Genomic DNA, 12,498 nt, shown 5'->3' with positions numbered 1-12,498 from the left:
ACCTTGTGGGAGCGGGCTTGCTCGCGATGGCCTCACAAACCTCGCCGCTAAATCTCGACGGGAACAGACAACTTCGGGCTCCCCAGCGCATGCGTCTTCGAATCAAAGAACCGCAACTCGACCCCGGTTCCTTCGAACACCTTGGCGTAATGGCGTTTCTGATGCTGAATGAACGCCCCACTGCGCGGATAAATCGAGATCGCCACCGTCGCAGGTTTTGCCAGTCGCAGTGCCCGAACAATGTGCGCGTCCTGTTCACCCAAGGCGTGGCCGAAGATGCACAGGCTGTCGCCATGACCCAATAATTGCTCATGGCAGAACGACAGATAATCCGAACTGCGGATGGTCTTGAGCTTGTCCTCGCTCGGTCCTTCGGTGACGAACAGCGGCACGTCATCCAGGGTCTTGATCGTGTTGTTGATCGCAAAGCTGCCGAGCAGGGTGCCTTCGGTCGAGGTCAGTTTGCGGGCGGTGCCGTCCTGATTGCGCACCAGGTGCAGGCCGCCGTGCAGGTACAGCAAACGCGGTTTGACCGTGGCACTTTCGCTCAGATCGAAACTGGAATTGGGGCCATTGAACAGATCGTCGATGGCTTCGCTGTTGTGCTGCAGCGCCCAATAGTTGAGCAGGTCGTAATTGCTGGTGAATACCGTGCGATAGCGCGCCAGTTCTTCATTCAACGTTGCCAGCGTCGAGGCCTGCACCAGCCGCCACGGGATGTGCACGGCGTGCACGGTGTTGATCAGCGCTTCCTTGATCGCGTAGTAGCGATTGCGTGGTGCGGCCGAGCTGACGGCCAGCGCCTTGTTCACCTTGCTGGTGGTTTTCAGCGCGCCGAGCACCTGCTCGAAGCTGCGCGTCTGCATTGCGTCGAACACGCTCAGTTCCGACGGGCTCAGCGGTTTCTCTTCCACGGTGCGGGCGTTTTCGAACAGCGAGTCGTAGCCGAAGTCGTCCCACACCGCGCGGCTGGCGCCATTGCCTACCAGCAACCCGTTGAACTCGGTCGCGGCGCGCAAGGTGTTCCAGTCTTCAAGGCTGGCGTCGACATCGAGAAAATCGGTCATTGCGTGGGAAGTCTCAAAACAAAGGGTGGATGGGCGGCGACTTTATCACGAGCGGGCATTGAGCCAGATCAACATCGGTGGTGACTGATCGGTCGATCCTGTGTGCATCCGCCGTATCGGAGCAGTCGATTCGGCCCTAGTCAGGAGACGCACATGAGCAGCACCTTTTTCATTCCGGCGGTAAACATCATGGGTAACGGATGCCTCGACGAGGCCATGGTTGCGATCCGCAATTATGGTTTTCGCAAGGCGCTGATCGTCACCGACGCGGGGCTGGCCAAGGCCGGTGTGGCGTCCATGCTCGCCGAGAAGCTGGCGATGCAGGACATCGACTCGGTGATTTTCGATGGCGCCAAGCCGAACCCGAGCATTGCCAACGTCGAATCCGGATTGGGGTTGCTCAAGGAAAGCCGCTGCGATTTCGTGGTGTCGCTGGGCGGCGGCTCGCCCCATGACTGCGCCAAGGGCATTGCCCTGTGTGCGACCAACGGCGGGCAGATCCGCGATTACGAAGGCGTCGATCAATCGAGCAAGCCGCAACTGCCGCTGATTGCCATTAACACCACCGCCGGTACCGCCAGCGAGATGACCCGCTTTTGCATCATCACCGACGAATCGCGCCACGTGAAAATGGCGATCGTCGACCGCAACGTCACGCCACTGCTGTCGGTCAACGACCCGGCACTGATGGTCGCCATGCCCAAGAGCCTGACCGCCGCCACCGGCATGGACGCGTTGACCCACGCCATCGAGGCCTACGTCTCGACCGCCGCCAACCCGATCACCGACGCCTGCGCGCTGAAGGCGATGACCCTGATCAGCAACAACCTGCGCCTGGCCGTGCGCGACGGCAGCGACCTCGCAGCGCGGGAGAACATGGCCTATGCGCAGTTCCTCGCCGGCATGGCGTTCAACAATGCGTCCCTCGGCTACGTGCACGCGATGGCGCACCAGTTGGGCGGTTTCTACGACTTGCCGCATGGCGTGTGCAATGCCGTGCTGCTGCCGCATGTACAGACCTTCAACGCACAGGTGTGTGCCGAGCGCCTGACCGATGTGGCCCATGCGATGGGCGCGGACACTCGTGGTTTCAGTCCGGAGGAGGGCGCTCAGGCGGCGATCAACGCGATCCGTTGCCTGGCCAGGGACGTCGACATTCCTGGTGGTCTGCGCGAACTCGGCGCCAAGCTCACTGACATCCCGGTGCTCGCCACCAACGCGCTGAAAGATGCGTGCGGCCTGACCAATCCACGGGCGGCGGATCAGCGGCAGATCGAGGAGATTTTCCGCAACGCGTTTTGAAAGGGGGCAGCCTCGACAAGTTCTGAGATTTGCAGCGTCAGTTCTGACGCCATCGCGAGCAGGCTCACTCCTACAGGGGGACGCATTTCAACTGTAGGAGAGAGCCTGCTCGCGATGGCTGACTTCCAGATATTGAGTAACTATCTGGATTAGCCAACAGTCACCCCATTCCTCTCAAACACCCCACCAAACTGAATCAACACCACCCCGCCAATCAGCAGCAACGCCCCCAACACCCGCGACACCGTCAACTGTTTCTCCACCAGTCCAAACAATCCGAAGTGATCCAGAACCATTGAAGCGATCACCTGCCCGGCCAGCGCCAGCGCGACAAACCCCGATGCCCCAAGCCTTGGCAACAGCATCACTGCCAGCGCCACAAAACACACGCCGAATGCACCACCGGCCCACATCCACAGCGGCGCCTTGCTGAAAAAGCCCAGCGACGGCAGTGGCAGGCGCAACGCCAGAATCACCGGCAACAGCACCAACACACTGACCAGCAGCGAGGCCAGGGTCGCCCATAGCGGATGTCCAAGCCCCCGCGCCAGATTGCTGTTGATCGCGCTCTGGAATGGCACCACCGCCCCGGCAAACGCGGCCAGCAGTAACAGACCGGCCCACTGCAACGTACTCATGATCAATCTCCAACAGGTTTTGCTGGACTCTAAGGTATTCGTCGCGCAGATTTAAATTCCGTTTTGTCATCCAGAACATGCACAAGATGAATGATCTGCGCCGTATCGATCTCAACCTGCTGGTGATCCTCGACGCCTTGCTCAGCGAGCAACACGTCACCCGTGCCGCCGAGCGTCTGCACCTCAGTCAACCGGCGGTCAGCCATGCGCTGGCGCGCTTGCGCGAGGTGCTCGGCGATCCACTGCTGGTGCGCGCCGGCTCGACCCTGGTGCCCACCGCACGAGCGCTGGAACTGATCGCGCCGCTGGCCGAAGCGCTGGCGCAGGTGCAATCGCTGCTGGCGCCAAACACCTTCGATCCGGCCCATGCGCGGCGAACCTTTCGCCTGGCGATGTCCGACTACGGTGCGGCAATCATCCTCCCCGGGCTGATCCGCACCCTGCGCCGCGAAGCGCCGGGCATTGACCTGCTAATCAGTCACGCCAGCCGCGAAGGCATGCTCGAAGGCGTGCTCAACGGCGATATCGATGTGGCCGCCGGGGTGTTTCCGGAAATGCCCAATGAACTGCGCAGCACGCTGCTGTTCGAGGAGCGCTACGTCTGTCTGCTGGATCGCCGTACCTTGCCGGCCGATGGGGTTCTGGACCTGCCGACTTACCTGTCGCGCCCGCACGTCTTGCTGGAAATGCGTGGCAGCGGCACCCCGGAAATCGAACGGGCGTTGACCTCATTGCGCGAACGCCGCCGCGTCGCCATCAGCCTGCCGCACTGGAACGTCGCGCCGCAGTTGATCAGCGGTACGGATCTGATCCTCACCGTGTCGTCGCGTAGCGTGCGTGAGATCGAACTGCAGGAATTGATTGTGCTGCCGCCACCGTTCGAGATCGCGCCGTTCACCTTTGTGTTGGCGTGGCACAAGCGGCGGGGGGCGGATCAGGCATTGAACTGGTTGAATCGCAGGATTGAGGAGGGGATGAGGAGTGATACTTGAGTATCCATTACCACATGCTGGGAGGAAGCCGGCGAGTATGGAATATGCGCAGAACCTGGAGTCGGCCCTGACGAACCCGGTATGGAATCAGATAGGGGCGATCAGGTAGCGCGCATTCTCTTGTTCCTGCCAGACGCCCCTCGCGTCCGGAAGCAGGAAATCGGGTGAGATGATCGACGCAGTCGAGGATGGCCTGGGCGAACTCTGAAGTAGCTTTCGGATTTTCAATCGCGATGTAGGCCGCTTCGTCATCGAGATTCTTTAGAGCGGTACGTAGCCACTCAACGCGCATTGGCATTCCATTTGTTGGCGATGGCCCTGACTTCATCGGCAGACGTGAAGTCTCCGGCGTCGGCTTCTTTCAACGCTTGCTGGATCTCTTCGATTTGCCAGGCTTCGCGCGCGAGATACTCGCGAAGCGCATCCACCGCCAGATAAGACTTGCTACGCCCGGTCGCCTTGGCGAGGTTGGCAAGGGTGTCGGCAATTTCATCGGGAAGACGCAATGACATGACGGACATGATGGTCTCGGTGTAGTGATTTGTAGTGCAACATACTACAGCGTCATACTTGGGCCGCGTGCCATTCGTCCAACAGCAGGGCACCAGACATTTATCAAGGAAGAAACATGACCTGCAGAAACACGTTCCTCTTGGCTTGCGCATTGCTGGCCATCACCACCCACGCCCAGGCCGCCTGCACCACCAAGAGTTTCGACGGCAAATCCATGTCGCGCTGCAACGTCTGGCCGGCGTTCCCGAGTCAGGCGATTTCGGTCAAATCCACCTACCTGGCCGATTCCGGCGGTGACGATGCCGGGACGTTCGATCTGGATCTGGCGATTCTCAATGCCAGCAACGCCAAACCGATCGCCACTTACCATAAGCCGGGCGCCTACAACTCAGATGCCGTGCGTCTGGATGATGTGCGCATCGATACAGCGCGCTACCGCCTGACGCCGGACGTCCGGGCTTTTGGGCTGCGAGCGAAATTCGTGCACAGTTCCCAGGCCATTCCCTACGAGAAAACCGATCTGGCGCTGTATGTGCGCGAGGGTGACAGCCTGCGCCCGGTGCTTGAGGGCCTGGTGGTCTTCAAGGACAACGGTGAGTTCGTGAATAACTGCGAGGGCTACAGCAAAAAAATCCGCAGGACACTCGAGATCGCTCCATCGAGCCACAATGGATTCGCCGATCTGATCGTCACCACCAGTGGCAGTAAAATGAAAAACACCCAATCCGGCAGTCAGTGCGTTTCGAACACCACCGAGCTGAAGAAAAAACAGATCACCCTGACCTACGATGGCCAGCAGTACAACGTCCCCGAAGACCTCAGAGGTTACTGACTCATGCTCATCGGCCTCAACCACCTGACCCTCGCTGTCAGCGACTTGCCGCGCAGCCTGGCGTTCTATCGCGAGGTGCTGAATCTGCGCGTCGAGGCCACGTGGAACGCCGGTGCCTATCTGTCGTTGCCGGGGCTGTGGTTGTGTCTGTCGCTGGATGCGCAGCGCACTGCCGAGCCATCCGTCGACTACACCCATTACGCCTTCAGTCTCGATCAAGCGGATTTTTCGCGGTTCGTAGAACAGCTGAAAGCGGCGAACGTGCAGGAATGGCGCGACAACCGCAGCGAAGGTGCGTCGTTCTACTTCCTTGACCCGGACGGGCACAAGCTCGAAGCCCACGTCGGCGGTCTGGCGTCGCGACTGGCAGCCTGTCGGTTGAAACCGTACGCGGGCATGCGTTTTTACGACGAGTCGTGAACAGACACATTGCGCTGATATAGACTGGCCATCATTTGTACTGGCGCCTGCAGGTATTTCATGACTCCATCGCTGCTTATGGCCGTTCTGGCCTCGGGTTTCATCTATGGCATCACGCCGGGGCCGGGCGTGCTGGCGGTGTTCGGCATCGGCGCGGCGCGCGGGCGGCGGGCCGGGGCGGGTTTTCTCTGTGGGCACCTGCTCGGCGATGTGGTCTGGTGCAGCACCGCGTTGATTGCGATTGTCGGCGCCCGGGAAATCGGCAGCACCGCGTTTGATGTGCTCGGCGTGCTCAGCGGTTTGTACCTGTTCTGGCTCGGCTGGCGGGCGGTGCGGGCCCAGCGACGCGGCGATGATCAGCCCCAGGGCGCGGCGCGTCAGCCGTTCTGGCACGGTATCCTGTTCGGCCTGACCAACCCCAAGGCCTACCCGGTGGCGGTCGCGACCTTTACCGCGCTGCTGTCGAGCCGCGCTGAACTGCTCAACTGGTCGATGCTGCCGGCGCTGATCGCCTTGAGCTTCCTCGGCGGATTGCTGGCTTACGCTATCTTGATCGGGGTTGTCGGCGCCCGCCGGGTGCGCACGTTGTATCAGCGCCATGAGCTGATGATCACCCGCCTGTGCGGGGTGATGTTCATCGGTTTTGCGATCAACGCGCTGGTGCATGCGCTGCCGGGATTGCTGCCGAACAAGGCTTGACGCTGAAAGCATGGATGCGCGATCAAAAGGGTCAGGGATGGTGGATCATTGCTGCATTGCCCGGACACCTACGCTGAACCATGGAAAGCCGAAATTCCGCGCCGCTGGCGAGTTATATGGACCTGTTGCTGGACGCCGTCTGTGCGGTGGACAAACAGGGGCGTTTCGTTTTTGTCAGTGCCGCCTGCGAGCGCATTTTCGGTTACACGCCTGACGAGTTGATCGGCCGGCCGATGATCGAACTGGTGCACCCGGCAGACCGCCAGCGCACCCTGGCGGCGGCCCACGACATCATGGGCGGCGAACCCAAACACAACTTTGAAAACCGCTACGTGCGCAAGGACGGCCGCATCGCACACATTCTGTGGTCGGCGCGTTGGTCGGAGGTCGATCAACTGCGCATCGCCGTAGCCCGCGACATCACCGAACGCAAGCAGGCCGAATCACGACAGGCGGCGTTGTACGCGATTTCCGAAGCGGCGCACGTCGCCGAAGACCTGCTGGCGCTGTTCAAGCGCATTCACCTGATCATCGGCGAATGGCTACCGGCGCTGAACTTTTCCGTGGCGCTGTACGACGAACACTGCGCGCAGCTGAATTTTCCGTATCACGTCGACGATCACGAATTGCAGCCCGAGCGACCGGGCACCGTCACCGGCCGCCTGTGCGCGGAAGTGATCCGCAGCGGCCAGCCGATTCTGCTGACACCGGACAGCCCCGATTCCCCGCCCGACTTCGCCGCACTGGTGGCCGGTCAGGACTCACCGTGCTGGCTCGGCGTGCCGCTGAACTCGAAAAACGGCACCATCGGCGCGCTGATCGTCAAAAGCCTGCCGGGTGGTGAGCGTTACACCGAACAGGACAAGGAACTGCTGCAATACGTCTGTGCCCAGGTCGCCACCGCCATCGAGCGCCAGCAGTTGCACGCGCGGCTGCGGCGCATGGCGCAGTACGATCAACTGACCCAGTTGCCCAATCGCGAACTGTTGAAAGACCGACTCAAGGCGGCGCTGGCCGGTGCCCGTGAAGCCTCGGGAAACATGGCGCTGCTGTACGTCGATCTGGATCGCTTCAAGCAGGTCAACGACACCTTCGGCCATGCGGTCGGCGACATGCTGTTGCAGACGGTGGCGAGTCGGCTCAAGGGCTGCGTGCGCGAGACCGATACCGTGGCGCGCATTGGTGGCGACGAATTCGTGGTGCTGCTGCACAGCGTGCACGCCGCCGAAGATGCCGACAGCGTGGCCGTAAAGATCCGACAGGTGCTGGTACAACCGATGCGCCTTGACGGCCACAACCTGCACATCGAACCGAGCATCGGCGTGGCCCGCTATCCCGAACATGGCCACGAAGAACAGCAACTGTTCCGGCATGCCGACCAGGCGATGTACGCCGCCAAACGCCTCAATCATCGGGCAGTGGACATCTGAAACAGGCCGCACCGTTCGTCGCGGCGCGGGCAACTTTTCTAAACCTTTATCGGTCCGGCAATTCTCAATCTAGGCGGGCACCTGCTCGCCAACGATCAACACCAAGAGGAAGAGAATCATGCCTAATTCAAGAAACTCGAACTCGGGAAACTTCGCCAACGATCGAACGAAGGCGTCTGAAGCCGGTCGCAAAGGTGGGAAAACCACCACCACGACGGTCGACAAAGAGCCTGCGAAAACCGAAATGGGCCGCAAGCCTGCTCAGAAATCGAAGTAGTCGGTGAGGTAGTTTTGATTGAGAGGCGGGGGCGAAAGCTCCCGCTTGAATTTGAAGAGAAGGAGGGCACGACCATGAGCCGGATGGCCACCCTGGTACGTCGTTTCAGTTTTGTCACGTTGCTGGGACTGTTCGCCAGCAGTGCGTTCGCCAGCGGCGCAGCTGCCCAGTCGCCTGCCGATTTCATCAACGATGCTTCGGCCAAGGGCATGGCCGATATCGAAGCCAGTCGTCTGGCCCATCAGAAATCCGAATCCAAAGAGGTCAAGGACTACACCATCGTCGTCATCAATGACCGCACCACGGCCAACCAGCACCTGGCGAAGATCGCGAAGAAACTCGACCTGCCGATCGCTCCCCGTGAAGAAATCGCCGACAAGGCCAAATCCATGATCCCGCAGGTGAAGGACGGTGAAACCTTCGACCAGGCCTACGCCGCCAGCCAGGTGAAAGCTACCGAAGAAGCCATCCAGCAGATTCAGGAGGAAGCTCAGACCACCGACGTGCCGGAAATCAAGGCATTTGCCGACGAGACCTTGCCGAAACTGCAGAACCATCTGCAAATGGCTCGGGCGCTGCAGGCCAGCCGCTAATACCGAGGATTAAACAAACGGCGCCCGAAAGGCGCCGTTTTTGTTTGTCAGCAGTCATTCAGATCCTGCCTCGGCTTGCTCTTTTCCCCCAGTCCTTCGAGGTTGAACACCTCGCTTTCGCCCAGGCTGCGGTAATGCTTGCGCAGCGCCTCCAGTTGCTTGAGGTCCAGCGATTCCAGCCCGAGCATCGCGTTCTGGGCTTCCTTGTTGACGCGCAACAACTCATCGAGCTTCAGATGCAGGATGTCGGTGTCGCGGTTCTGCGTGTTCTGGATCAGGAACACCATCAGAAACGTGATGATCGTGGTCGAGGTGTTGATGATCAGTTGCCAGGTGTCATTGAAATGAAAAAACGGCCCACTCAGTCCCCAGAGAAAAATCAGGACCAACGCCCCCATGAAGGTTTTCGGGCTACCGGCCCACAGTGCGAGAGTCTGGGAAATCTTCGCGAATTTCATTGCCGTGTTCCTTATTGAGAGGGGCCTGAAATTCAGACAGTGAGGGCGTTGCGAAAATTCGACTGAGAAAGCCTGCCACCACTGAAATCTGTCATCGCAGGGCATAGGGCGAAGCACTTTGCAGCAGAAAACTTTCTTTGTGCGGGTTTGCGTCCAGGATCAATTGGCAATCAATTCGCCAGCATGCGAATGCACGGATAGAACCAGTCAGAGGTCATCAACGACCAGATCAATGATCGACTCAAGTCAGCAATGAGTGGTGCAATTCAGCCATCGTTGGCGTCCTTGCCTTCAGCCACTGTTGGAACCGACCCCGCAGAACCGCGTGATGAAGCGGATGACAAGGTTCTGACAACACTGGAGGGACTGGAGGGGTATCACATTGTCCGTGCGCTGGTGCGTTCAGTCGTTGACGCCAAGCGTATTGTTCAGCGCGACACGCAAAGTTACTTTGGTATCCTTTTAGACGATAACAATCGCAAACCGATCTGCCGACTGCACTTCAATCGCTCGCAGAAGTACATTGGTATCTTTGATGAAGAGAAAAATGAAACGCGTCATCCGATTAGCTCAGTCGACGATATTTATGAATACTCGGATCATTTGAAAAAAACGGTTGGATATTACGACTGAAAAAAACCGGCCCTGGAGATTAATGCCGATCAGTTAAGCGCAGATCCCCTGTGGGAGCGGGCTTGCTCGCGAAAGCGGTGGGGCAGTCAACATCAATGTTTGCTGGGCCGACGTCTTCGCGAGCAAGCCCGCTCCCACAATTGATCGTCGTTGCTTTGAGCATTGAGTGCGCTTAACTGATCAGCATTAGCCTTGGAGGCCGGTTTTTTACGCGCCTCATCAGCTCGCAATCTCCACCCCAACCTGCCACTGAAAGAACCCCACCACTTCACATTGCTGATTGACCAGCATGAACCCCAATTCGCACTGGGCGGTGCCGGGTGTTTTCGGGGTGCATGTCCAGAAGTGGTCGTCCGCTTTGTGGCTACCTGGAACGGATGGCGTTTCCGGGTTGGGCGCAGGGACGGTGAGGCCAGTGTGTACTTCCAGTTGCGGAGCGGTAAGCACGCTGCTGTTATCGACGGTCATGCGGTAGGCAACCACGCTGTGCTCGGCGATCAGGCTGACGCTTCTTGCACGAAAATGAATGTCACGGCCAATCTCGACAATGACTTTAGTATTACTGTCATTTGTAACTATTTCGTTTGAGTTATTACTTGTGGCGAAAAAGATCAATCCATCGGGGATGTCCGTCGGATTCGCCGGGTCCTGGCTGGGTGTCGGATAGCGCGAAAGCAGGGATTCGGCATCGACGATCAGTAACACGTTTTGTGCGTTGGTGACGGTAGATGAAGGGGAAGGGATCGGTTCGGAAGTCATCATGGATTCCTTTCATGACGTCGCTACAAACTGGCGGCCGCTTCGGTCAAGGCAAGACATCCTGTTCCGGCCGGGGCGGCATCGGATCGGTAGGGCCCCCCGTTGCCAAGGGGCCCGGGGCATCGTCAATTGTGGATGGAGATGAACGGATCCCACGAGCAGCAGCCGATGATCTGGCAGTTGCGATCGACGATCAGGAAGTGGAAGTGATAGGTCACGCGGCCGCAATCCAGGGTCTCGGATGACCAGTAATGGTTGTCGACTTTCTGGCAACTGGGCACGGATGGATTTTCGCGATTCGGTACTGCAACGCAGGCTGTGGCCTTGCGCGGCGAGGGTGGGGAGATCAGATCGGCACCGGCGTTACCGATGAATTTGTAGAAAATCACCGCTTGTTCGAAGCTTTGCGACAAGCTGGTTTCACGCCAGCGGATCAGGTCGCCGACCTGCGCCTTGAGGTCCAGTTCGCCACCGGCCTGGCCACTGACGACGTTGTCCTGGTTGGTGACCATGTACACATGATGCCAGTCGATCAGCGTGGGATTCTTCGGATCCTTGCTGATGTTTGGATACTTTTTCAGAATGGTTTCAGTGTCGATGGAAACCAGAATATCCGTAACTCGAGACATGGTGATGCTCCTTTTTCATAGTGAACGTCGGACTGCAATCCAGGCACGACGACGCTTGCTTGTCGCATGGCATTTGCGAGCACACTACTGGGGGAACCCATCGGTCATGAGGGACGGGCAGGCCGTGCTCCTTGCACGAGATTATCTGTAATCGGGTTCCTTCCGATTGCCGCAAATTGACTATAGGTAGGATTTTTTGGCTGTCAAAAACGCTTTTATACGGCTCGACGGACGGTCGTAAAGTGCATAGGGGATGACGAATTGGCGATAAGCAGGACGTCGCCAGACACCGTTTGCAATGAGTCGCTCTGGAACAGCCCGCCGGGCTGCCTGTATCGTGACGAACCGCTGGAATGTCCCGACAGGAGAACGCAATGAGTTGGTCCGCCAAACAATACGTCGCTTTTGAAGATGAACGCACCCGCCCGGCCCGTGATCTGCTGGCGGCTATTCCCACGGTTCAGGTGCGATCAGTGGTCGATATCGGTTGTGGCCCGGGTAATTCCACCGAGCTGCTGGTGCAGCGTTTTGAGCAGGCGCAGGTCAGTGGCCTGGACAGTTCGCCGGACATGATCGACGCCGCGCGCAAGCGCTTGCCACAGCTGCGGTTCGAGGTGGCCGAGATCAACCGTTGGGCTGAGGCCGGCCCGTTCGATGTGATCTTCGCCAACGCGGTGCTGCAGTGGCTGCCTGATCACGCTACTTTGCTGCCGGCGCTGGCCGGCAAACTGTCCGCCGGTGGGAGCCTGGCGATCCAGATGCCGGACAACCTCAACGAGCCTTCCCATCGGCTGATGCGCGAAGTCGCCGCGAACGGCCCGTGGGCGGCGAAACTGGCTGGCGCCGCCGGGCAGCGCACCGAGATGGCGAGTGCCCGCGAATACTTTTCGATGTTGCGCCCGCATTGTTCGCGGGTCGATGTCTGGCGCACCACCTATCACCATCAACTGGCGGGCGGTGCGGTGGGGGTGGTGGAGTGGTTCAAGGGCAGTGGCTTGATTCCGTTTCTCAGTCCGTTGACCGAAGACGAGCGGGCGCAGTTTCTGCAGCAGTATCTGGCGGCGGTTGCGGAGGCTTATCCGGCGTTGCCGGATGGTTCGGTGCTGTTGCCGTTTCCGCGGCTGTTTATCGTCGCGATTCGCTGAAGTCAGGCTTCAGGCACTTGTAGTGAGGGGATTTATCCCCGACGGACTGCGCAGCAGGCCCTCTAAGCGGGGGCTGCGCACCCATCGGGGATAAATCCCCTCACCACATAT

16 protein-coding genes and 1 pseudogene are annotated in these 12,498 nt (G+C 59.3%); 10 read left to right on the top strand and 7 right to left on the bottom strand.

The genetic code is table 11. From position 1 onward, the window contains the following. Nucleotides 1-47 precede the first annotated feature (47 nt). On the bottom strand, nt 48-1,067 hold the full coding sequence (locus QMK55_RS06195; RefSeq protein ID WP_320328871.1) for a DUF4917 family protein: 1,020 nt from the start codon (nt 1,065-1,067) through the stop codon (nt 48-50). A 153-nt stretch (nt 1,068-1,220) separates the two neighbouring features. Here QMK55_RS06195 and yiaY point away from each other — a divergent pair, with 153 nt between their 5' ends. Further along, entirely contained in the window at nt 1,221-2,369 is a 1,149-nt protein-coding gene (yiaY, locus tag QMK55_RS06190; RefSeq protein WP_102357009.1) for an L-threonine dehydrogenase, read from the top strand. Nucleotides 2,370-2,518: 149 nt separating this feature from the next. Here yiaY and QMK55_RS06185 read toward each other — a convergent pair whose 3' ends face one another. Then, entirely contained in the window at nt 2,519-3,007 is a 489-nt protein-coding gene (locus tag QMK55_RS06185) for a DMT family transporter (RefSeq protein ID WP_320328870.1), read from the bottom strand. Nucleotides 3,008-3,084: 77 nt separating this feature from the next. On the opposite strand from QMK55_RS06185, the gene QMK55_RS06180 reads away from it, so the two are divergent. Then, complete coding sequence (locus QMK55_RS06180) at nt 3,085-3,999, top strand: LysR substrate-binding domain-containing protein (protein ID WP_320328869.1); 915 nt, start codon at nt 3,085-3,087, stop codon at nt 3,997-3,999. A gap of 7 nt (nt 4,000-4,006) precedes the next feature. Here the strand turns inward: QMK55_RS06180 and QMK55_RS06175 are convergent, their stop codons facing one another. Further along, nucleotides 4,007-4,291 (bottom strand): type II toxin-antitoxin system RelE/ParE family toxin, encoded by a 285-nt coding sequence (locus QMK55_RS06175; RefSeq protein WP_320328868.1) that lies wholly within the window; start codon nt 4,289-4,291, stop codon nt 4,007-4,009. Beyond that, entirely contained in the window at nt 4,281-4,520 is a 240-nt protein-coding gene (locus QMK55_RS06170; protein WP_102357015.1) for a CopG family ribbon-helix-helix protein, read from the bottom strand. Before QMK55_RS06170 ends, QMK55_RS06175 begins: the two co-directional genes overlap by 11 nt. Before the next feature lie 107 nt (nt 4,521-4,627). Between QMK55_RS06170 and QMK55_RS06165 the strand changes: the two genes are divergently transcribed. The 6 genes from QMK55_RS06165 to QMK55_RS06140 all read left to right on the top strand — a co-directional run bounded on the left by QMK55_RS06165 (nt 4,628) and on the right by QMK55_RS06140 (nt 8,763). Continuing rightward, nucleotides 4,628-5,344 (top strand): hypothetical protein, encoded by a 717-nt coding sequence (locus tag QMK55_RS06165; protein ID WP_320328867.1) that lies wholly within the window; start codon nt 4,628-4,630, stop codon nt 5,342-5,344. Between the two features lie 3 nt (nt 5,345-5,347). Further along, nucleotides 5,348-5,764 carry a fosfomycin resistance glutathione transferase gene (fos, locus tag QMK55_RS06160; RefSeq protein WP_320328866.1) on the top strand — a complete coding sequence of 139 codons (417 nt, stop codon included), beginning with the start codon at nt 5,348-5,350 and terminating at the stop codon, nt 5,762-5,764. 60 nt (nt 5,765-5,824) lie between these two features. Beyond that, nucleotides 5,825-6,463, top strand: coding sequence for a LysE family translocator (locus tag QMK55_RS06155; protein WP_102357019.1), 639 nt, complete (start codon nt 5,825-5,827; stop codon nt 6,461-6,463). Nucleotides 6,464-6,543: 80 nt separating this feature from the next. Further along, a complete protein-coding gene (locus tag QMK55_RS06150; protein WP_320328865.1) occupies nt 6,544-7,893 on the top strand; it encodes a bifunctional diguanylate cyclase/phosphodiesterase in 1,350 nt (449 codons plus the stop codon). Nucleotides 7,894-8,011: 118 nt separating this feature from the next. Next, nucleotides 8,012-8,170, top strand: a complete 159-nt coding sequence (locus QMK55_RS06145) for a KGG domain-containing protein (RefSeq protein ID WP_003222499.1) — start codon at nt 8,012-8,014, stop codon at nt 8,168-8,170. Nucleotides 8,171-8,244: 74 nt separating this feature from the next. Next, complete coding sequence (locus tag QMK55_RS06140) at nt 8,245-8,763, top strand: DUF4142 domain-containing protein (protein WP_320328864.1); 519 nt, start codon at nt 8,245-8,247, stop codon at nt 8,761-8,763. Between the two features lie 47 nt (nt 8,764-8,810). Here the strand turns inward: QMK55_RS06140 and QMK55_RS06135 are convergent, their stop codons facing one another. Next, the gene (locus QMK55_RS06135) at nt 8,811-9,221 is read right to left on the bottom strand and encodes a low affinity iron permease family protein (protein WP_102357024.1); all 411 of its coding nucleotides are present in this window, start codon (nt 9,219-9,221) and stop codon (nt 8,811-8,813) included. A gap of 210 nt (nt 9,222-9,431) precedes the next feature. On the opposite strand from QMK55_RS06135, the pseudogene QMK55_RS06130 reads away from it, so the two are divergent. After that, a pseudogene (locus tag QMK55_RS06130) lies at nt 9,432-9,854 on the top strand (restriction endonuclease); the annotation flags it as partial. Between the two features lie 219 nt (nt 9,855-10,073). Here QMK55_RS06130 and QMK55_RS06125 read toward each other — a convergent pair. Further along, nucleotides 10,074-10,613, bottom strand: coding sequence for an AidA/PixA family protein (locus tag QMK55_RS06125; protein ID WP_320328863.1), 540 nt, complete (start codon nt 10,611-10,613; stop codon nt 10,074-10,076). A gap of 125 nt (nt 10,614-10,738) precedes the next feature. Next, nucleotides 10,739-11,242, bottom strand: a complete 504-nt coding sequence (locus QMK55_RS06120) for an inclusion body family protein (protein WP_008076892.1) — start codon at nt 11,240-11,242, stop codon at nt 10,739-10,741. Between the two features lie 374 nt (nt 11,243-11,616). On the opposite strand from QMK55_RS06120, the gene tam reads away from it, so the two are divergent. Further along, entirely contained in the window at nt 11,617-12,387 is a 771-nt protein-coding gene (gene tam / locus QMK55_RS06115) for a trans-aconitate 2-methyltransferase (protein ID WP_320328862.1), read from the top strand. Nucleotides 12,388-12,498 lie beyond the last annotated feature (111 nt).

The sequence above is a fragment of the Pseudomonas sp. P8_229 genome, from assembly GCF_034008635.1.
In the GTDB taxonomy this organism is placed as follows: Bacteria; Pseudomonadota; Gammaproteobacteria; order Pseudomonadales; family Pseudomonadaceae; genus Aquipseudomonas.
The sequence above is the reverse complement of the archived record's forward strand: the minus strand, read 5'-3'. Positions and strand labels throughout refer to the sequence as shown.

Coding starts and splice junctions, on each gene's coding strand:
- QMK55_RS06195 (WP_320328871.1), bottom strand. CDS start 1,067: ATGACCGATTTTCTCGATGTCGACGCCAGCCTTGAAGACTGGAACACC.
- yiaY (WP_102357009.1), top strand. CDS start 1,221: ATGAGCAGCACCTTTTTCATTCCGGCGGTAAACATCATGGGTAACGGA.
- QMK55_RS06185 (WP_320328870.1), bottom strand. CDS start 3,007: ATGAGTACGTTGCAGTGGGCCGGTCTGTTACTGCTGGCCGCGTTTGCC.
- QMK55_RS06180 (WP_320328869.1), top strand. CDS start 3,085: ATGCACAAGATGAATGATCTGCGCCGTATCGATCTCAACCTGCTGGTG.
- QMK55_RS06175 (WP_320328868.1), bottom strand. CDS start 4,291: ATGCGCGTTGAGTGGCTACGTACCGCTCTAAAGAATCTCGATGACGAA.
- QMK55_RS06170 (WP_102357015.1), bottom strand. CDS start 4,520: ATGTCCGTCATGTCATTGCGTCTTCCCGATGAAATTGCCGACACCCTT.
- QMK55_RS06165 (WP_320328867.1), top strand. CDS start 4,628: ATGACCTGCAGAAACACGTTCCTCTTGGCTTGCGCATTGCTGGCCATC.
- fos (WP_320328866.1), top strand. CDS start 5,348: ATGCTCATCGGCCTCAACCACCTGACCCTCGCTGTCAGCGACTTGCCG.
- QMK55_RS06155 (WP_102357019.1), top strand. CDS start 5,825: ATGACTCCATCGCTGCTTATGGCCGTTCTGGCCTCGGGTTTCATCTAT.
- QMK55_RS06150 (WP_320328865.1), top strand. CDS start 6,544: ATGGAAAGCCGAAATTCCGCGCCGCTGGCGAGTTATATGGACCTGTTG.
- QMK55_RS06145 (WP_003222499.1), top strand. CDS start 8,012: ATGCCTAATTCAAGAAACTCGAACTCGGGAAACTTCGCCAACGATCGA.
- QMK55_RS06140 (WP_320328864.1), top strand. CDS start 8,245: ATGAGCCGGATGGCCACCCTGGTACGTCGTTTCAGTTTTGTCACGTTG.
- QMK55_RS06135 (WP_102357024.1), bottom strand. CDS start 9,221: ATGAAATTCGCGAAGATTTCCCAGACTCTCGCACTGTGGGCCGGTAGC.
- QMK55_RS06125 (WP_320328863.1), bottom strand. CDS start 10,613: ATGACTTCCGAACCGATCCCTTCCCCTTCATCTACCGTCACCAACGCA.
- QMK55_RS06120 (WP_008076892.1), bottom strand. CDS start 11,242: ATGTCTCGAGTTACGGATATTCTGGTTTCCATCGACACTGAAACCATT.
- tam (WP_320328862.1), top strand. CDS start 11,617: ATGAGTTGGTCCGCCAAACAATACGTCGCTTTTGAAGATGAACGCACC.